General features: G+C 45.5%; 20 protein-coding genes. 6 read left to right on the forward strand and 14 right to left on the reverse strand.

Annotation, left to right across the window (positions count from 1 at the left end; translation table 11 throughout):
• Positions 1 to 78: 78 nt before the first annotated feature.
• The 7 genes from AB4114_RS21740 to AB4114_RS21770 all read right to left on the reverse strand — a co-directional run bounded on the left by AB4114_RS21740 (position 79) and on the right by AB4114_RS21770 (position 5547).
• Complete coding sequence (locus tag AB4114_RS21740; RefSeq protein ID WP_441990331.1) at positions 79 to 807, reverse strand: DUF6081 family protein; 729 nt, start codon at positions 805 to 807, stop codon at positions 79 to 81.
• Positions 808 to 837: 30 nt separating this feature from the next.
• Positions 838 to 1764 (reverse strand): prenyltransferase, encoded by a 927-nt coding sequence (locus tag AB4114_RS21745; RefSeq protein WP_441990332.1) that lies wholly within the window; start codon positions 1762 to 1764, stop codon positions 838 to 840.
• Positions 1765 to 1937: 173 nt separating this feature from the next.
• Positions 1938 to 2264, reverse strand: coding sequence for an L-rhamnose mutarotase (locus tag AB4114_RS21750; protein ID WP_171635161.1), 327 nt, complete (start codon positions 2262 to 2264; stop codon positions 1938 to 1940).
• Positions 2265 to 2315: 51 nt separating this feature from the next.
• Complete coding sequence (locus AB4114_RS21755) at positions 2316 to 2633, reverse strand: cupin domain-containing protein (RefSeq protein ID WP_056609861.1); 318 nt, start codon at positions 2631 to 2633, stop codon at positions 2316 to 2318.
• Between the two features lie 131 nt (positions 2634 to 2764).
• Positions 2765 to 4270 carry an alpha-glucosidase/alpha-galactosidase gene (locus tag AB4114_RS21760; RefSeq protein ID WP_441990333.1) on the reverse strand — a complete coding sequence of 502 codons (1506 nt, stop codon included), beginning with the start codon at positions 4268 to 4270 and terminating at the stop codon, positions 2765 to 2767.
• Between the two features lie 107 nt (positions 4271 to 4377).
• On the reverse strand, positions 4378 to 5289 hold the full coding sequence (locus tag AB4114_RS21765) for an AraC family transcriptional regulator (protein WP_441990334.1): 912 nt from the start codon (positions 5287 to 5289) through the stop codon (positions 4378 to 4380).
• Between the two features lie 93 nt (positions 5290 to 5382).
• Positions 5383 to 5547: a hypothetical protein gene (locus AB4114_RS21770; RefSeq protein ID WP_441990335.1), complete on the reverse strand. Its 165-nt coding sequence runs from the start codon at positions 5545 to 5547 to the stop codon at positions 5383 to 5385.
• A gap of 205 nt (positions 5548 to 5752) precedes the next feature.
• Here AB4114_RS21770 and kduI point away from each other — a divergent pair, with 205 nt between their 5' ends.
• Genes kduI through AB4114_RS21790 form a run of 4 tightly spaced genes read left to right on the forward strand, consistent with a single transcriptional unit; the run spans position 5753 to position 9022 of the window.
• The gene (kduI, locus tag AB4114_RS21775; RefSeq protein ID WP_441990336.1) at positions 5753 to 6586 is read left to right on the forward strand and encodes a 5-dehydro-4-deoxy-D-glucuronate isomerase; all 834 of its coding nucleotides are present in this window, start codon (positions 5753 to 5755) and stop codon (positions 6584 to 6586) included.
• 34 nt (positions 6587 to 6620) lie between these two features.
• Positions 6621 to 7376, forward strand: a complete 756-nt coding sequence (locus tag AB4114_RS21780; RefSeq protein ID WP_171635155.1) for a DeoR/GlpR family DNA-binding transcription regulator — start codon at positions 6621 to 6623, stop codon at positions 7374 to 7376.
• A gap of 59 nt (positions 7377 to 7435) precedes the next feature.
• On the forward strand, positions 7436 to 8188 hold the full coding sequence (kduD, locus tag AB4114_RS21785; protein WP_276574892.1) for a 2-dehydro-3-deoxy-D-gluconate 5-dehydrogenase KduD: 753 nt from the start codon (positions 7436 to 7438) through the stop codon (positions 8186 to 8188).
• Positions 8189 to 9022, forward strand: a complete 834-nt coding sequence (locus AB4114_RS21790) for a sugar phosphate isomerase/epimerase family protein (protein ID WP_441990337.1) — start codon at positions 8189 to 8191, stop codon at positions 9020 to 9022.
• 85 nt (positions 9023 to 9107) lie between these two features.
• Here AB4114_RS21790 and AB4114_RS21795 read toward each other — a convergent pair whose 3' ends face one another.
• The 3 genes from AB4114_RS21795 to AB4114_RS21805 form a co-directional block, all read right to left on the reverse strand.
• A complete protein-coding gene (locus AB4114_RS21795) occupies positions 9108 to 9581 on the reverse strand; it encodes a GlcG/HbpS family heme-binding protein (RefSeq protein WP_441990338.1) in 474 nt (157 codons plus the stop codon).
• Positions 9582 to 9770: 189 nt separating this feature from the next.
• Positions 9771 to 9986 carry a hypothetical protein gene (locus tag AB4114_RS21800; protein WP_171635149.1) on the reverse strand — a complete coding sequence of 72 codons (216 nt, stop codon included), beginning with the start codon at positions 9984 to 9986 and terminating at the stop codon, positions 9771 to 9773.
• Between the two features lie 440 nt (positions 9987 to 10426).
• Positions 10427 to 11428, reverse strand: coding sequence for an LLM class flavin-dependent oxidoreductase (locus AB4114_RS21805; protein ID WP_171635148.1), 1002 nt, complete (start codon positions 11426 to 11428; stop codon positions 10427 to 10429).
• A gap of 210 nt (positions 11429 to 11638) precedes the next feature.
• Between AB4114_RS21805 and AB4114_RS21810 the strand changes: the two genes are divergently transcribed.
• Positions 11639 to 11833 carry a hypothetical protein gene (locus AB4114_RS21810; protein ID WP_441990339.1) on the forward strand — a complete coding sequence of 65 codons (195 nt, stop codon included), beginning with the start codon at positions 11639 to 11641 and terminating at the stop codon, positions 11831 to 11833.
• A 471-nt stretch (positions 11834 to 12304) separates the two neighbouring features.
• On the opposite strand, the gene AB4114_RS21815 is transcribed toward AB4114_RS21810, so the two are convergent.
• Positions 12305 to 13807, reverse strand: a complete 1503-nt coding sequence (locus tag AB4114_RS21815) for an L-fucose/L-arabinose isomerase family protein (RefSeq protein ID WP_441990340.1) — start codon at positions 13805 to 13807, stop codon at positions 12305 to 12307.
• Positions 13808 to 13937: 130 nt separating this feature from the next.
• On the opposite strand from AB4114_RS21815, the gene AB4114_RS21820 reads away from it, so the two are divergent.
• Complete coding sequence (locus AB4114_RS21820; protein ID WP_441990341.1) at positions 13938 to 14804, forward strand: helix-turn-helix domain-containing protein; 867 nt, start codon at positions 13938 to 13940, stop codon at positions 14802 to 14804.
• A 48-nt stretch (positions 14805 to 14852) separates the two neighbouring features.
• On the opposite strand, the gene AB4114_RS21825 is transcribed toward AB4114_RS21820, so the two are convergent.
• The 3 genes from AB4114_RS21825 to AB4114_RS21835 all read right to left on the reverse strand — a co-directional run bounded on the left by AB4114_RS21825 (position 14853) and on the right by AB4114_RS21835 (position 18571).
• Complete coding sequence (locus tag AB4114_RS21825) at positions 14853 to 16625, reverse strand: histidine kinase (protein WP_441990342.1); 1773 nt, start codon at positions 16623 to 16625, stop codon at positions 14853 to 14855.
• A gap of 156 nt (positions 16626 to 16781) precedes the next feature.
• Positions 16782 to 17663, reverse strand: a complete 882-nt coding sequence (locus AB4114_RS21830) for a carbohydrate ABC transporter permease (RefSeq protein ID WP_056609900.1) — start codon at positions 17661 to 17663, stop codon at positions 16782 to 16784.
• Positions 17660 to 18571 (reverse strand): carbohydrate ABC transporter permease, encoded by a 912-nt coding sequence (locus AB4114_RS21835; RefSeq protein ID WP_441990343.1) that lies wholly within the window; start codon positions 18569 to 18571, stop codon positions 17660 to 17662. Before AB4114_RS21835 ends, AB4114_RS21830 begins: the two co-directional genes overlap by 4 nt.
• Positions 18572 to 18639: the final 68 nt, after the last annotated feature.

Genomic DNA, 18639 nt, shown 5'->3' on the forward strand with positions numbered 1-18639 from the left:
ACCCATAGGCAGGAGCGTGCAAAAAAGAGCCCGACTTCAGAAACGAAGTTCGAGCTCTTTCATGTATGCTTTGCTTTCTTATTCCGTTATTGTAACTGTTACAGGCGACCACTCACCGATAATCGTCTGTCCATGCAAAGAGACACTGCCTTGTGGTGTCAAATCCTTCTCCGTCATCATGCCTAGGGCAACTGTGAAGCGATTGAATTTGATCGGTACATGCTTCTCACGTCGCACTTCCACACCATTCACATAGAAAATGACTTCGTCATTGCCGCGGTGATACGTAATTTTGTACGTATTGAATTCACGGGGTTGGAAATTCGTTTCCTCTTTGAAAATACAGAAGAAGCGCGTTTTGTCCGTCTCAGGAACTTGTACACCAGGGAATGGAAGAACGGCATATACACTTGCATATTTATCGTTGCCAGCAAAGAAATCCAGTGCAGCGCCTGTCGTAAAATCAAGCAAATTCAAAGAGACGAAGCCATCATATAAATCGTTCGGCTCAGTGTTCTGCGTACGAGCACGGATTTGAAGCTCAAAAGAAATTTCTCCTTCTTCGGGCACTTCAACATCTTGAGCCGAATAGTACATATGCTTTGCGTTATCTAGAAATTGTACATAGTCATTTTTGCGGCTAAGCGGCGCACGTGCATATAGAATGCCATTTCGAACAATAATCGTTGCATTCGGCTCTCTGAATTCCCAGAAGGACCCATCTGGCATCGGGAACCCACCTATTTTCCAAACTTCGCCTTCAGATAAGATGGTATGAAAATCACCTATTGTAAATTGTTTGCTCATCGCTTATGACCTCACTTTGTTGTAATATTCTCATTGCAAAATAGCTTGAACGACCAAAGCCAGCATCATGATCAAGCCGCCTCTGGTTGTTGCTTTTAAGGAAGCACCCATTAATGGCAAATAGGCTGGAGAAGGATTCTCAGACTTCAAATTACCATATACCCGATAAAATGGAACAGCTGTCACTAAAGCAAGCAGGGCATAGTAAGGAAAAACGTCCATAACCACGCACAATATCAAAGCCAAATAAGAGAGTACGAATAAACATTTGGAGAATATGAGTGCTTTTTTCTCGCCCCAGACAACAACTAGCGTTCGCTTACCCGCACTTTGATCTGATTTCCAATGAAGGAAATGATGGTTAAACAGAATTAATGTCGTCAATAAGCCGATCGGCAAAGCTAGTAATATCGGTCGATAATCAACCTGCATAGTCTGCACATAATAACTGCCTAAAGTTGGTAGAATGCCAAATGAAAGCAAAATAGCAATCTCGCTATATCCTTTGCCGCGATAACCAAATTTAATAGGCGGTGCCACATAGAAATAGGCAATCAAAGCACCTAAACCTCCGAAAACAAGTACGAGCCAGCCGCTGCTTATGCTTAAAATAAGACCACAAATAAGAGCAACAGCAAATAATGACCATGTCAGAAAACTAAACGTTCGCTCTGTTATGGTGCCATTGGCTAGAAAACCTGAATTGGTCGAAATTGTTGAAGCTGTTTCCTTAGCTGCTGTATCAATGCCATTACGGAAATCCCATAAGTCATTAATCATATTCGAGAATAAGTGCGCAGCAATTGACCCAATAAAGGTTAGCACAAATAAGATAGGATGAAATGTATCGTTCCATACGATTGCTCCTAATCCACCCAAAACGACAGGAATAACCATGACTGGAATAACCCGAAATCGTGATGCTTTTAATAATAAACTTAAGTTGAGGTTATTCATTTCTCACGTCCCTTTCAACAAAAACTGCTCTGCTATTCATACTATCCCAATCCTAGTAGTACTTCAAGTAGGTTTCAATTCCCCTAAAACCACGGTATGCCATCTCTGTCAATAGTCGGAAAATGAGAAAAGGATGCTAGAATACTCTCTAGTCATCCTTCTTCCATAACAACTTATTTCAGATAGAAAACCTCGCGCATCGGGGTAATCGGAACGGCTTCACGGAAATCGAAGGAGCCTACAACCATTTTGGACGTAATGGCATTCCAACGATTACATGCATCACTCTCTGCCAGATAGGCGAAAGCAGCATCTATATCATCGCACAAGAATACATAGAAAAATTGTGCACCATTTTGAAAAATGGAGTAATCTCGGAATCCTGCTTTACTATGTTCCTCCATAATCTCTGGCCATGGCGCTAAGTGCATCGCCACATATTCCTCAAGATCTTCTTCGCGAATCGTCCATGTCCAAGCAAATTTACCGCTATTTTGCATAAGGATCAACCCTTCCTTTTTCTTATATGGTAGAGTTGCAGAAGCAACCGGTTATCTTTTTACCAAATCTTCGCGAATCGGTGTAAATACATCTAAAAGTGCAGAGTCTTCCAATGCGGTAACACCATGCTTAGCTCCACTAGGTATATAAACCGTTTGGCCCTGTTCAATAACAGTAACGACGCCATCGATTGTGAATTCGATTTTACCCTTCAAGCAATACGACATTTGTTCGTGAACATGGCTGTGCTGATAGCCGATAGCCCCAGGTTCAAAGTGAACCTCCATCATCATTAAACCTACTTCAGCTTTCAAAATACAGCGAGTTACGCCTGGTTCTGCCGCTTCCCATACGCCAATATTAGACATCTGACTTTCCCCTTTCATTATAAACCGCTTCCATCCTGAAATGAAAAAGAAGGACCGCAAGCGGCCCTTCACTTACTCACTAATTATATCCGATAAGCACCCAAATGAACATACTTGAAAATAAATGAACCTTACGCTGAAGTCGTCGCGCGATCCTTCCCTTTGTCAGCTTCCCCTGCGTTCTTGTTGGCGGCTTCACGATCCTGCTGCATATCAGCGACCGTTTTCACTTTCACACGAGCAGCCCCTTCATAGTCACGCGTCGGAATGAGGTTCCCTGATGCAAGACGCTGTTTGGCTTCAGCGATCGCGGCACTATATTGCGGCAGCCATGCCTCTTGTTCGACTAACATCTCATCAACCATTTGCCAAATTTCCTTTGGATTGCATACGGCTCCAACAAGAGGATCCATCATAAAGGCTTGACGCAGCAGTTTATCATCCCCATGCACAGCCGCCTCTACAGCTAAGCGCTGGACCGAAATGCTGACATTACATACCGCCGCTGGCCCCAATGGCAGATCACCAACATGCGGCATCGAGATCCCATTGCGATCGACGTAGCCTGGCGCTTCAATAATCGCGTCATCCGGTAAATTCGAGATCACACCTTGATTGACCAAGTTAAAATGACCACGATAGACGCGACCTGTTTCTAGGCCCTCGATAATGTAAGAACCATGCTCTTCGCTGCGCTTCTCGCTGGCATAGACAAATGCGGGATCCTTCATCCAGTTCGGGAAATCCGTTTCAAACCAACGTCGTCCCTCCGTACACACACGTAAGTATCCACCTGTTTCACCATTAATCCAAGACCCCATATCAATCCAATCTTGAATTTCACTTGCCCGTTTCCGATACCAAGGAACATACTCACTCAAATGTCCATTGGACTCCGTGCTATAGTAGCCAAAGCGGCGCAGCATATCAATACGAACCTTCTCTGTTCGTGCATACTCGGCGTGATTTTCAAATGCTTCTAATAAGCCTGCTGTCAAATCCTTCCCCTCATGGGAAGCTTGAATATACCAGGTTTGATGATTAATGCCAGCGCAAATAATGTCCACGTCTTTCTTATCCAACCCGTAAACATCTGCGATTTGATGATGGCCATGCTGTACTCCGTGACACAGGCCTATCGTTCGTACACCACCGTATTTATTACAAGCCCAAGTCAGCATAGCCATCGGGTTCGCGTAATTCAACAATGTAGCATCTGTGGCAGCGACCTCGCGAATATCTTGGCAAATGCGCAGCATTTCAGAAATACCACGTTGACCGTACATGATGCCCCCCGCACACAATGTGTCACCAACGCATTGATCCACACCATATTTCAAAGGAATATCCACGTCTGTTGCAAAAGCCTCTAGACCGCCAACACGTATCGTGCAAAGCACATATTTGGCACCTTCTAATGCTTCCCTGCGATCTGTCGTCGCTTGGATTTGAATCGATAAGCCATTCTCGTGGATATCACGTTGGCATAGCTCCGTCACCATCTCTAAATTGTGTGGATTAATGTCTGTAAAAGCCACTTGAATATTGTGAAATTCGGGTACAGCTAGTAAATCTCGAAGTAGTCCACGTGTGAATCCAATACTGCCTGCGCCAATGAATGCTACCTTAAATGCCATATATATCGCCCTCTCTAACACTTCGTTTATGTTTCACATTGTACCAAGCCAAAGAGAGAAAACGTTATCAAATTTCTAACTACTTCTGTTTCTATTTGTCAAAAATCCTAACCTCCTTCTGGATACATATGTTTATGCGTGTTCATCGATTTACGATAATCCGTAGGCGTTAATTGCGTGTGCACCTTGAATAGCATATGGAAATATTGACGGCTGCCCACCCCGATATAATCCGAAATATCCGCAATTGGAATATCCGTTTCAAGCAGCAGCATTTGTGCTTTTTCCATTCTGATTTCCGTTAAATAGGCCATTAAGGTCTGTCCTGTCACTGCTTTGAATATGCGTTGTAAGTAGCCTGGATGTAAATTCACAGCCCCTGCTATTTCTTTCACTTGAATCTCGCGATCGTAATTTTGATGCATATAATCCATGCTTATCTTCACATACCATTCGCTTTGTGCCAAACTACTGCTCGCGGATTCACGCCGTAAACGAGCAATTCGGATCAGCAGTTGAGCAAACAACAGTTGAATCATAGACTCACTCTTGTCAGCTGGCTTGTCTAGCTCCAGCACCAAACTTTTCATCACATGATACACTTCATCTGGGTCACGCAGCACTAAATAAGCGGTCTGAACTTCTAATAAAGAGTTCAGTTGTTTCTCTTCCGCGGCAAGCTGTTGTAAAGACGGCATTACGCCCTGTTGCGGTGTAAAACGAAATTCCACATTGAGCATCCGACACGGCTCATCATCTTCAACAATAAGTCGATGAGCGATATTGGCATTAAGAAGAATGAATTCCCCTTTTTTTAGTCTAACTCGTTCCGTTTTTGTTGGGGAAACCTGTATCTCTATATCACAAAAGCCATGTATGGTATACATGATCTCAGTCGCATCATGTCGGTGAAAGGGCATATGAAATCCTTGCCATTGTTTAAAATAATAAGCAACCACCTGTGGATGACATGGTTGATTCGGTAACAAAACAGGAAATAATCTTGTCGATTGTGGCATCGGGGGCTCCTTTCCATCGGATCATAAGGTCATTGTACTCCCCTGCCTTCAAAAAGAAAATCCCTTCCAATGGAAGGGATTCAACGGCATCTTTTAGTCTCGATCTGTGTAATCCTCATCCGAAAATGGATGAGTTAAATTATCCATAATTTCTGCAACGGCATCACTTAACATATCTGTCGGTGTTGTATCTTCTTCTTCTGGCAGTGTTGGAATTGTATCATTGCAAACGTGATCGAAATAATGACTTTTGTCCATTACATGTGCCTCCTAAATTGTACATTCATGATTAACGTCGCTCGTTTGCTTGTTTTGTACACTTTCTGCTCACTTTATTCACAACTTCCATAATTTCCACAAATCGCACACAAGATCTCCTTGCCTAAATGGTTGATATGAAGTAAATTAAACCTATATGAACGTATATCAACACAAATAAACCAACTCAAGGAGAGATTAATCCATGGATATCCGCTATGCATCCCACCCGAATGAAGTTAAACAATTTGATACTGAACGTTTACAAGCTGAATTTCAAATTCAATCCTTATTTACAGAAAACCAAGTGACATTAGTTTACTCACACGTTGATCGTTTTATTATCGGTGGTGTTTTGCCTACAACTGAAACGCTTAAATTAGAAGCTGACACGAAAGAAATGGCTGCTGATTACTTCTTAGAGCGCCGCGAAATCGGTATTATCAACGTTGGTGCTAGAGGAACAATCACTGTCGATGGCACAGCGTACACAATGGATTCCAAAGACTGCATTTACATCGGTCTTGGCTCCAAAGAAATTTCCTTCGCAAGCGATGATGCAGCGAACCCAGCGAAGTTCTACTTCAACTCCACACCAGCGCACCGGGCGTACCCGACTGTAAAAGTAGCGATTAGCGAAGCGACACCTGCTCACCTAGGCAGCATCAACACTTCCAATGAGCGTACGATTTATAAATACATCCACTTGGATGGCATTCAAAGCTGTCAACTTGTTATGGGTATGACATTATTGAAGCCAGGCAACATGTGGAATACAATGCCGACTCATACGCACAACCGTCGTTCCGAGGTTTATTTCTATTTTGACATGCCAGAAGATGCAGTTGTCTTCCACATGATGGGTGAGCCGCAACAAACTCGTCACGTTGTTATGCGCAATGAGCAAGCTGTCATCTCACCTAGCTGGTCCATTCACAGTGGCGTTGGCACGAACAACTACACATTCATTTGGGGTATGGCTGGCGAAAATCAAATGTTCAACGATATGGACGCAGTTGCTATGCAAGATTTGAAATAATCGGTACTCCCATTAGAAGAACGGATGAATCCCGATGAATCCATTACGTAGATATGAAACGATCATGGAAGTTTTACTCGCTCAGAAAGAAGTCACCGTGAATGAGCTGAGTGAACGTCTGCAAGTAACAGGAAAAACCATTCGCGAAGATTTAGCCAAGCTGGAAGAAAAGGGGCTGCTTATCCGCATTCATGGCGGTGCTATGCTAGCTCAAAGTGATCAGTTAGGCATTCTCTCTGCGAAAGAACCGAATATTAAGCATGCGGACAAAAAATCGGAGATTGCCTCTCTCGCACTCCGATACATCCAACCTCGCGATATTATCGCATTGGATGGTGGCTCGACAACGCTTGAAATTGCTAGGCGGCTGGATAATCAGCCGCTTACCGTTGTCACTAACGATTTATATATCATCTCCGAGCTTGTCCATAAGGATGAAATTCGGCTAGTTGTGCCCGGCGGTTATCGTCTGCGCAACATGCTTGCCGGCCCAGAAGCCGTAGACTATGTGCGAGGCCTCAACATACAGAAATCGTTCATTTCTGCTACTGGGGTGCATCTGCAGCATGGCTTTACGATTTACACCAATGATCTAGTTGAGTATAAACGTGCCTTAATCAGCTCCAGCGCAACCGTCTATGGGGTTATCGATCATTTCAAGTTCGGACAATGTGCGTTGCGAACTTTCGCTTCCCTTTCTGAAGTGGCTATGATTTTAACCGATAGCGGGTTATCAGAAGAAACGGCCCAGCAGTTCCGTGATACAGGCATCCAGATTGAAACTCTTTAAGCGGAACAACTACATCAACCGTGAAACCAATAATTACTTATTTTGAAAAGGAGTACGTCATGACACTTTTTAATCTATCGGGAAAAACAGCATTCGTTACAGGCGCTTCAGGCGGCCTAGGCCAAGCTATGGCGATCGGACTTGCAGAAGCAGGCGCGAACGTTATCGCGGTTTCCTCTTCTGAAAGCGTACAGACTGTTGAAGCGATCCGCGCATTAGGCGGCAAAGCAGAGCTTATCGCTGCAGATCTAAGCAATGAAGACATCCTTGAGGATGTTGTTGCTAGAGCGATTGGCATTTACGGCAGCATCGATATCCTTGTAAATAACGCGGGTATTATCCGTCGTACTCCAGCTGTTGACCACGCACGTCAAGATTGGCACGATGTGATTGATCTGAACTTGAACTCGGCATTCTTCTTATGCCAGCTGATTGGTCGTCACATGATCGAACGCGGCAGCGGTAAAATCGTGAATATTGCTTCCATGCTGACGTATCAAGGTGGAATTAACGTGCCAGGGTACACAGCAAGTAAGCATGCGATTGCAGGTGTAACGAAAGCATTAGCGAACGAATGGGCTGGCAAAGGCATTCAAATTAATGCCATTGCTCCGGGCTATATGACGACGAATAACACAGCTCCGATTCTCAAAGATGAGAAACGTACAGCTTCTATCACGGAGCGTATTCCAGCAGGTCGTTGGGGTTCACCTGAAGATTTGAAAGGTCCTGTTGTGTTCTTGTCTTCGGGTGCTTCCGATTATATGAACGGACACGTACTATGCGTGGACGGCGGATGGATGGCCAGATAGATGGGTATCGGGACACTCGCTCATACCGTCGGCCATCTGCCCTTGAAGGAATTGACCGCGAAGTTAAGCGGACGAAGCATCGACTTCGTTCAGTTAGCACTTAGTAAAGCGATTAGCGATTATGATTTAAGTCTCGGGAAATTAAGCCCAGCTCTCGCCAATCATATTGGCGAGCAATTTCATCGCGCAGGCGTGCGGATTGGCGTGCTCGGATGTTATATCAATCCCGTGCATCCCGATCCACAGCAGCGCCGTTATGAGATCGATAGATTCAAAGAGCATTTGCGATACGCCCGTGATTTCGGAACGTCCATCGTGGCTACTGAAACAGGTGATCTAACAACGTATCTTGCGGAGGATGCTAACGGGTATGAGGCCAAAGGATGGTCCATCTTGAAGCAAACGGTTGAGGAATTAGCAGAAGAAGCCGAGCGTTGGGGTGTTCATATCGGATTAGAGCCGGTTGTCACACATACTTTGTCCAGTACAGAGAAAATGGCGCAAATCTTAGCCGAAGTGCCTTCCAGCACGTTAGGTGTTGTTTTCGATCCGGTTAATCTCATTCCGCCGACTGTGGTTGAGCCACGGGATCAAGATGCTTTCTTGGATCATGCCTTCGCAACGTTTGGCAGCCGCATTGTGCTGACTCATTTGAAAGATTATGTTGTGAATCATGGTAAAAAGAACGAAATTGAGTCCGGTAAAGGCATATTCGAGACATCCTCCTTCTTAGCAAAACTTCACTCGCATAAGCCTGGTGTCGACATTTCGTTGGAGCGGCTCCAAGATCATACGATTGAAGAAACGTTTTCGTACGTTAGAAGCTTGCTGTAGTGAATCGACCCCCGACTTCTCTCCATGGAGAGGTGTTGGGGGTTTCTTATTACAAGAGTTACTTGGTGCAAGGTCGCGCCTCATTTCACTTTTTAATATCTGCATCGGTAAGCACTTCGAATTGATCTCCTAAGTGCTGCTGCAGCGCCTTCAAGGTCGCCACCCCCACAGCAATATCCTCCTCGCCAGCTCCTCCACTCACGCCAACCCCGCCAATGACTTGGCCGTTAACCACGATAGGAAATCCGCCTACGAAAATCGCAAACTTCCCCGGCATCATGGCATGAATCCCAAACGCTTCCCCATGGATCGTTGCTGGCCCGCCAGGCTGATTAAACAAGTGTGTAGAACGTCTATGCCCACTTGCCGTAAAAGCTTTCGCCATTGCCAGCTCAGGGCTCGTGTTGCGTGCCCCGTTCATTCGCTCTAAGGCCAACAAATAACCGCCTTCGTCGACGATACAAATCGTTTCTGCCGCTTGAGCTTTCTCCGCAGCTTGAATACCCGCAGCAATCATCACCTTCGCTTCCTCGATTTCTAGCTTCAACACGGATCTCATGATGCATGGCCTCCTTCGTCAAACCTTATCCGCTTGGTACATAACCATCTCCACCTTCGGCACTTTTTCCATTTATATGAGGATTTAGGCGGAAAAAGTCGCATGAGTGACTAGCTAACGAGAATTTTGGCATAAAAAAGAGCCTTCACCATCTCCATTAATGGAGACTAGATAGGCTGTTCGCGATTGTTACTTATTCGGCTGTTGCGCGCGTGCTGGTCGGGTCGGACGTTCCACCCAGTTCTCACGGCTCATGCGCTTCACTTGATTAATCGGATTCGAGAGATCGATCACTTCTGCTTTAAAAGGCTGCTCTGCTGCAAGCTTCTCTTTGTAGCTTGTCCCAGGTGCTGGACCGCCTCCACCATTCCGTTTTCCCTTGTTCCATACGCGATTCTTACTCATGCCACCACTCCACCGTTTTTTGTTTAAGTGTAATGGCAGTTACCAAAAAACGCAAATATAGGTTTCGCAGCAGAGTAAGCTGGATGTGCGGCACTACCTACCTAAAAGCACTCTCTCCGCAAAATAGATGGAAAACATGTAGCTAATTCCTCTCGAAATCGCGGATTCTTGCGAATAACTGGAAAACATACAGCTAATTTCCTCAGAATGACAGAAATCACACCAAATCGCTGAAATTAGCTACATGAAATCCAGTTATTTCTCATTTTCAAGCAAGTTCAGCAAAATTAGCTGTACTTATTCCAGTTAATCGCGTGACGGGAGACGGAATGACCTGTATGACAAGGGGGTGCCGCTAGACAAAGAGAGCTCCGTTCGGCTAGAGAATACTGTTTACAGGTGAAGTGTTATCGACAAGAGGCGCGTTGGCTCCCTCATCTCTACAAATCGAACGCCTTCGCCAGAAGGCGATATGAATGCAATCGCGCTTCGATGTTATGAATCGGCGAAACGACCATGATTTCATCCGCTTGATACGCTTCATTCAACTTCAAAATCTCTTCCTTTACTTGCTTCGGCGTGCCAACAATTCGTCTGTGACGACCATTGCGAATCATGGCATAGTCATTCTCCGTATACGGGTAATTGAGCGCCGTATTCACGGAAGGGAATGACGGGAGCAGCATGCCGCGGCCTAAAGACAAGAAGAACAAATCCGTGCTAAGCGCGAGTTGATTTGCTTCTTCTTCTGTATCTGCGCAGATAACCAACACTGCTGCTAGGGAGTGTGGCTTCTCATTCAAGATCGACGGCGTGAAATGCTCGCGATAAATGCGCAGCGCCTGCTCACAATCGGCGTTACCAAAAAATTGCGCAAAGCCGAAAGCCGCCCCTTGATCAGCAGCAATTCTTGCGCTGTCATAGGAAGAGCCGAGCAGCCAAATCTCTGGTGCCGTCGAGATAATTGGTGATGCATGCAGCGCCGCGAACCTATGCCCCGCTGGAAGTGAATCATATAAATAACCCGTCAAATCAGCGATTTGCTGCGGGTATTGGTCAACACCTGTATATTTGCCCTCTTGCAGCGCACGCGTGGATATTGGCATGCCGCCTGGTGCACGGCCAAGCCCAACATCGATACGCCCCGGATGGAGAGCCTCTAACAAGCGGAAGTTTTCAGCAACTTTATATGCACTATAATGCGGCATCATGATGCCTCCAGAGCCTAGTCGGATGCGCTCTGTTTTGGCTGCCAAATGCGCGATCAGTACCTCTGGACTTGAATGCGCCAAGGCTTGTGAAGCGTGATGCTCCGACACCCAGAATCTGCTGTAACCAATTCGATCAGCTTCTTGTGCGAGTTCAGTCGTCTCAGCCAACGTCTGCGCGGCATTACGACCTTCTCCAATTTGCGATTGATCCAAAATACTTAATTTTAACACTTGAAATCACCTCCACTTAACTGTAACATAAAAAAGAACAGAATAGCAAAAAACACGTATGAGTACCTATTATCCTCTCCAATTCACGAATTTAATGTGAAATTCACATGAACATTCATAAACTGACAGAATCTCTTATTTTACACCTCTACCAAACTTATCCATAAGATGGTATTTTATTATATACATCCTAGCGAAGGAGCGATTGCCATGAAAACTATTTACGAGAATTATAGAGGTTTCAAAATTAACAAAGATGATAGCACTTATAACGCTATACACGCGGATCGCATTATTTTTACGCAATCTCCGTTAAGTCAGGTTCTTGATTCCATCGATCATTACATTGATGTGACAGGAATTTCTGATTCATCTGAAGATCTATCTTCCTTACCGCAAAATTAATCAAGCACTTCCACGAATGTGGATATACGAATGAATTGGAGCACCCACTAGTATCTGGTTAAAATGAGAAGGAATGCCGCGGCAGAGGTACGGAGGTAAGTACGTGGATACAAAAAACGCAACAGTCCTTTAAGGACTGTTGCGTTTTCTATTTGGTGGTTGTAGTTAGTCGGTTTTATCGACTAACTACACTCTCTTTGCCTCTGTTGTGGGGGAGTTAGTCGGTTTCATCGACTAACTACACTCTCTTTGCCTCTGTTGTGGGGGAGTTAGTCGGTTTCATCGACTAACTCCACTCTCTTTGCCTCTGTTGTGTGAGAGTTAGTCGGTTTCATCAACTAACTACACTCTCTTTGCCTCTGTTGCGGGGGAGTTAGTCGATTTTATCGACTAACTACACTCTCTTTGCCTCTGTTGCGTAGAAGTTAGTCGGTTTCATCGACTAACTCCACTCTCATGCTATCGTATCAGCTACAAAATCACATGCTTCACATTCATCAGCTCCGCCACTTTCTGAAACTGGGACGCATTGTGCCCAATGGACATCGCGCAGTGATGCGTTGGCGCTTCTGCAAACCAGCGCGACATGTACGCATCCGGGTGCTCACGGAACTTCACCGGCGTCTGTGTGTTACTGATCTTCATGATCGGGCCGTTCGTCGACTCGCCTTCGCTGGAGATCAGCTTCAGCCGCCCGTCCCCCGTCTGCGTCACATTCAGCGTCGTGATCGCGCCTGTCTTCACCTTGGCTTCGACGGACACACCCGTGCCCTGCTTGCCATGATAAAGCCCCATGCCTCGCAAAATCGGCTTTCCTTCGGAAATCGCGATGTGGAACGGCCCGTCATGGCCAAGCAGAATCGTCTCGTCGATATAATCCACGACGACGATTTCCGAGAAGGAGCCACCGACGCCGAGAATATCGCTGATTTTCATCGCGACAGCTGTCTTCAGGTCTCCTTCGCCAGAACAAGGAATGCCACGCGCTGTAAGCAGCGAGTGACCAACAATGAAGCCGCCTTGCAGCTTCTCGTATCCACCACCAGGCGCGCCATGGTAATAGTACGACAAGGCGTCTAAATCATAGGCGCGCACTAGCTTCTCTTGCGCGGCAGCTACCCGACAAGACCACTCCAGCTGCTCTTCCGTTGGCTTTTTCGCAATCGGATCCGAAGGGGAGTCTCCGCTGATTTGGAACATGTCATACAGTTCATCCAGCTTCTGCTTCACATCCTGCGCCGTCACTTCTCGCAGCATGCGGTCCAGATCACACATTTCAAGCACTTCCACATGCAGACCTGTCTGCGCAGAAATCATCGTAAAATCACTATACATATCTAGCATCCCGCTATAGGTATTGCCTAAGAAACCGAATCGGCTATGCTGCAAGGTCCTAGGTACTCCTGCTGCTCGCACCCACTCTTCAATTTCTTTCCACGCACGCACTGCTTCACGGCGCTCATGCGTCACTTCATTCGTCAATGAGATGGCTGGCGTATAATCGAGCCCCAGCGTGCCATTTACAACTCGGAATGGGATGCCCGCTCGATTGAACACATTGGCGAACTCTGGCACAGGACAAGCTCCGCAATGCGCCAACCATTCCCCTGTCGTCGACTGTTCATAATTAAGTCTCGCCGTCGGCTGCAAATTGAGGAAGACAACAGGTGATTTACAAATTTGATGCACCGGTAGCACGGTAGAACTTGTGGAGTAGGTTGCTGCATGGCAGAATACAAGATCCACTTGCCGCTCGTTCAGCCACTCACCGGCCTTCCGCCCTTCCCCTTCCGTATCAACGAGGCCATAGTAATATACGTCTGCCCATGCGGACATTTTTCGTTCAATAAAACGTCCATATTCTTCTAATCGTTCCTTTAAACCAGGAAACTGCTCCCAATATGCTCGGAGTCCCACGGAGTACAACCCAATTCGCGGCTTGAGACTTGGCTTAATTGCTGGGTAAATTGACATCGAAGCATCTCCATTCGTCCATAAATAATAGCTTTATATACTTATTGTAATGGCTTACAATCAAGATATCATCCAAGGATCTTGGTTTATAATAATAGAATCTTGCTGTAATCTCGGAGGTACTTCTCACATGAAAGAAAATTTCACTACCGCATGGTCGGAAGACTCGATTCGTTTCATCTCAAGTCCTTCCACGTTCGCCCAAGCGAACCTGTTTTATGTACAAGAAATCGGTCATTTCCATACATTCCCAGGTTATTTCACAGAACGGGAAGGTCTTGACTCCTATTTGATTGCTTACATTTTGCGAGGTAGAGGACAGTTGACTTATCGGGATAATAGTTATTCTTTAGGAGCTCATCAGTTATTTTTCATCCATTGTGATAGCCATCATCACTATGCGACCCACCCCCAGGAGCCGCTTGAGCTTCTATGGGTACATTTTCACGGGAGTGCGTCGTCCGCCTATTATGAGCACTATGCAGCGTCACATGAGCCTGTTTTGCAGCAAAACAACGAATCACCCGTATCCACACTACTGCGTCAAACACTGCAGATCCAACAACAAAGAAATGCTGCAACAGAGTTCCTCACATCAAAGTTGCTAGTTGAGCTGCTGACGGAGATCGTCCTCTCTGCAAAGCAAATAGGCTTATCCGAATCGGACAAGCCTGATTACATCGATGCGATATGTCAAACCCTGACATCCAGATTTACGGAATCCATCTCATTAGACGAGCTCGCTCGAGAACATGCCGTTAGCAAGTACCACATGGCCAAACGGTTTAAGCAGTATACAGGCTTCTCGCCGCACGAATACTTGATTAGCATCCGAATGACACATGCCAAGGAACGATTGAAATACTCCGATATGCCCGTATCCGAAATAGCAGCCACCCTCGGCATTGACAACGTCAGCCACTTCATCAATCTGTTCAGAGACCGTACTGGCGACACGCCGTTAGTCTATCGCAAGAAATGGCAGCGGCCACGGTAATACAGCGGGATGTACGGGTTGCACTTGCACTTTGAAGCTCCCCCGCCCCTACTTCAAATCCGTCTCATCCAACACCGCCGGAATCTCAATCCACGCCCGCACTCCCTGATCCTCCCGCAACGCAAACTGCAGGCCATAGCCTTCCMCGAAATGCAGCTGAATCCGCTTTTGCACATTAATAATGCCGAATCCCTTACTACTCTCTTTCCCCTGCAAAATGGCATTCAACATCCCGATATCCGGCATGCGATAGCCGTTGTCCTCTACGCTGATAACCAGTTTCCCTTCCGTATGTTTCACTTTGATCCAAAGCTCCCCATCATGGCTCATATTCTTGATTCCGTGGAGGATGGCATTCTCAATAATCGGTTGCAGGAGCACCTTTGGCATTAGAAACCGTTTGGCCTCCTCTTCGATTTCCCAATACGCCTTAAATGCATACTCATAGCGGAACAGCTGGAGCCGTACATACGCCTCCGCATGATTAATTTCTTCCAGCACCGGAATGAGCAGTTTACCCTTACTAAGCCCAATCCGCATAATGAGCGACAAATCCTTAATCATTTCTGCTGATTCCGCCGCTCCCTCCATTAACGTATGCCAGTAGACGGACTCCAACGTGTTATAGAGAAGATGCGGGTTAATTTGTGTATGTAATATCGACAATTCAACTTCCTTATGCTTTAATTCAAGCTCATATTGATCATAAATCGTTTGATTCAAGCGATTGGTCATTCGGATGAAATGATTGCTCAGCAGCATGATCTCATTTTTACTCTCCGCGTGCATGCTAATGGCCAAAGGTTTACCAGGGTGATACGAATTCGTGATTCGAGCCAGCCGAGAAATAGGCTTCAAAATCGATTGGATGAAATACATACTCGCCAAAATCAAAATAAAAAAATAAATCAACATAATCCAATCTACTAAACGTTGAACACTGATATGATCGATAATGATCGATTGGACTGGAACGCGCATCAGCAGCTTAGTCCCCGTAAATTCACTCGTATGTATGACCGACATGATCTCATTACCGCTCTCGATTTGTTTGTAAACCCCTTCTTCCTTGCCTTCGGGTACACCAAACTTTGAGCCAATCCCGAAAGCTTCTGTATTCGTAGCTAAAACCGTGTTATCGGGATCTAACAGAAGAATCTGGGCATCTTTGTACTTATCAAAAGGGACGAAATCCATCTGTAAAGGTGTTTCAATACCTGACACAACCAAGTAGCCAATAACCGTTTCGCCGTTATATATACTGTTTAACTGCCTCAAATAGGCCACAGTTTGCGTGTTGTTCGGGTTATGTCCGAATTTATCTATAACACGAATTATCCCCTTGCCCTTCGCATTGCCAACCGCTTTATACCACGAAAGATCCGTCATATCCGTCGAATAAAACACGCCATTATTCAACAGATCTGAATTAGGAACGAACGAATACAACTTATCCTTATCCGAGAAAAACAAGGAATATCGCACCGAATTGGTTGAGTAATTGTTCAAATATTTATCTAACGCTTTGAAAATTTCAAAACGTTCATATTCAGAGGATGATGGAACACTCACTAATTGTTGGATTTCTTGCGAAATCATAATTTTCTCCGTTTTTTCTTCAAAATCACTGCTTTCACGGTCTAGTGTTAAATGACTTCCCCGGACTAATTGAAGCAGAGCTGTACCAACTTGTTCTTCTGTAATGGATTCCAGCTTTTTGGCAACGACCAAATCCAACACGAGGGTTGGTATCACCACGAAGACGATAAGCAGCAGGATCAACTTTTTCATCAGCTTCATATTTTGCAGCATTGTACGCATCCCTCTTACCATCCTTTCAAAAAAGCTTTCCGTCAAGCTGCCAGGAGCAGCACCGCTGTTAGTTAGACTATCAGTACGTTCGCTATGCCGGAAAGAAACTCCTTTAAACGCAAAAGAAAACGCCTCCAGAATTCGCATTCTGAAGGACGCTTCTCTCTATCCTTTCACACTGGATACTGATAAGCCGCGAATCATAAACTTCTGGAATATCAAGAAGAACAGTACCGGCGGCAACATCGCCATGGTCAGCACCGCGAAGCGTACACTCCACGGAATGACCGAGTTGGAGTACACCACATAACGATAAATTCCTGTGGCCAGTGGGTACATACTTTTATCCGTCATCACAATGCTCGGCCAGTAGAAATCATTCCACGTCGTTGAGAACGACAGCATGAGAAGCGTACCAATGATCGGCATCGACAGCGGAATTGCAATCCGAATGAAAGATTTAAACTCACTTGCCCCATCGATACGCGCAGCTTCCAGTACTTCTTTGTGAATGCCATCGAAGAAATTTTTGAGCAGGAGCATGAAATAGGCATTCGCCGCCGCGGGCAGCCAGAAGGCCCAGTAGGTATTGATCATCCCTAAGCTTTTCAAATTCAAAAAGTTTGGTACGATGTACGTTGCTGGCGGAATCAACAGTGTGGAGAAAAAGAAGAGTGTTATCCAGCGCTTGAACGGAACTTTCAAATGAGATAACGCATATGCGGCTAGCCCGATAAATAACAAGGAGCACACGACATTCCCCATATAAATGAATATGGTATTTTTCAAAAACGTCAACAATGGCAGGTCGAAGCTGTTAAAAGCATCGTCATAATTTTTCCAGATCCAATGCTTCGGGAAAAAGGTGGGAGGAAAGGTGAAAAACTCTTCCCGTGTTTTCAGTGAGCCAAAAAATGTATTCAGAAACGGATAGATGGTCGTAACCGCAATCGCCACGATGAGCAGCACCATGAGGGTATAACCGAATTTGACGGAACCTTTTTTGAAATCATGCTGGGAAATTAATCCTCGTTCGCCTTGCTTCATGCTTTCTCACTCCTACGCTGCATGACGTTGTAAAGGATGGACATTCCAATGAGCACAAAGAACATCAAGCTGCCCATGGCACTCGCTTTGCCGAATTCCAAATCACGGAACGCCGTGTGGTTAAGCCATAACAAGTACGTCAGCGTTGCATTATTCGGACCGCCATCCGTCATCGATAGTTGTGCTTGGAAGCCTTGAGAGGTCGTGATCAGTTGGAGAACCAGCAATAATCCCATTAAGGTTTTGATACTAGGCAAAATGATATAACGAACGCGCTGCCACACACTGGCGCCATCAATTTCAGCAGCTTCGTACAAATCCTTCGGAATCCCGACGATCGCGGCGATATAGATTAACGTAGCCGCACCGAAGCTTTGCCATGTTTCTAGAACAACAATCGAAGCCATCGCTAATTTCGGACTAAAGAACGAAACTTGGTCTATGCCTATTTTCTGCAACAGACTGTTAATCGGCCCTACAGCATCAAAGAACCACATCCACATGCCGTACAAAACAATGGCAGGAACTGCACTAGGTAAATAGCTGATAATACGTGCTGCCCCTTGAAACCGACGAAGCTCAGAAACCGCGATAGCGACTAACGGTGGGATCCAGAAGCCCAGAATAATACCCAAAGCCATATAGATCAATGTATTCTTAATTGAAATCCAAAGTAGATCATCCTTCAGAATACTCACATAATTTGCTAAGCCAGTGAAATGATTGCCATCAACAAAATCAACGTTGTAGAAGCTATAGAAAATCCCTTTGAAGATTGGCACCCATAGAAAGATAATGAATAAGACGACTTCCGGTAAAATAAACAGCGTACCCCATACATACCAGCTCATTTTCTTCTTCGATACCCGACTTGCTACAATAGGTTGTGAACTCAGCTCTGCATCCATCCTAAACACTCCTTATAGTGAGAAAACCTCTACCTACAGCCACTCCAGAATAAGCGGCCGCAGGTAGA

The sequence above is a fragment of the Paenibacillus sp. 2RAB27 genome, assembly GCF_052115445.1.
Taxonomy (GTDB): Bacteria; Bacillota; Bacilli; order Paenibacillales; family NBRC-103111; genus Paenibacillus_E.

Coding starts and splice junctions, on each gene's coding strand:
- AB4114_RS21740 (WP_441990331.1), bottom strand. CDS start 807: ATGAGCAAACAATTTACAATAGGTGATTTTCATACCATCTTATCTGAA.
- AB4114_RS21745 (WP_441990332.1), bottom strand. CDS start 1,764: ATGAATAACCTCAACTTAAGTTTATTATTAAAAGCATCACGATTTCGG.
- AB4114_RS21750 (WP_171635161.1), bottom strand. CDS start 2,264: ATGCAAAATAGCGGTAAATTTGCTTGGACATGGACGATTCGCGAAGAA.
- AB4114_RS21755 (WP_056609861.1), bottom strand. CDS start 2,633: ATGTCTAATATTGGCGTATGGGAAGCGGCAGAACCAGGCGTAACTCGC.
- AB4114_RS21760 (WP_441990333.1), bottom strand. CDS start 4,270: ATGGCATTTAAGGTAGCATTCATTGGCGCAGGCAGTATTGGATTCACA.
- AB4114_RS21765 (WP_441990334.1), bottom strand. CDS start 5,289: ATGCCACAATCGACAAGATTATTTCCTGTTTTGTTACCGAATCAACCA.
- AB4114_RS21770 (WP_441990335.1), bottom strand. CDS start 5,547: ATGGACAAAAGTCATTATTTCGATCACGTTTGCAATGATACAATTCCA.
- kduI (WP_441990336.1), top strand. CDS start 5,753: ATGGATATCCGCTATGCATCCCACCCGAATGAAGTTAAACAATTTGAT.
- AB4114_RS21780 (WP_171635155.1), top strand. CDS start 6,621: ATGAATCCATTACGTAGATATGAAACGATCATGGAAGTTTTACTCGCT.
- kduD (WP_276574892.1), top strand. CDS start 7,436: ATGACACTTTTTAATCTATCGGGAAAAACAGCATTCGTTACAGGCGCT.
- AB4114_RS21790 (WP_441990337.1), top strand. CDS start 8,189: ATGGGTATCGGGACACTCGCTCATACCGTCGGCCATCTGCCCTTGAAG.
- AB4114_RS21795 (WP_441990338.1), bottom strand. CDS start 9,581: ATGAGATCCGTGTTGAAGCTAGAAATCGAGGAAGCGAAGGTGATGATT.
- AB4114_RS21800 (WP_171635149.1), bottom strand. CDS start 9,986: ATGAGTAAGAATCGCGTATGGAACAAGGGAAAACGGAATGGTGGAGGC.
- AB4114_RS21810 (WP_441990339.1), top strand. CDS start 11,639: ATGAAAACTATTTACGAGAATTATAGAGGTTTCAAAATTAACAAAGAT.
- AB4114_RS21815 (WP_441990340.1), bottom strand. CDS start 13,807: ATGTCAATTTACCCAGCAATTAAGCCAAGTCTCAAGCCGCGAATTGGG.
- AB4114_RS21820 (WP_441990341.1), top strand. CDS start 13,938: ATGAAAGAAAATTTCACTACCGCATGGTCGGAAGACTCGATTCGTTTC.
- AB4114_RS21830 (WP_056609900.1), bottom strand. CDS start 17,663: ATGAAGCAAGGCGAACGAGGATTAATTTCCCAGCATGATTTCAAAAAA.
- AB4114_RS21835 (WP_441990343.1), bottom strand. CDS start 18,571: ATGGATGCAGAGCTGAGTTCACAACCTATTGTAGCAAGTCGGGTATCG.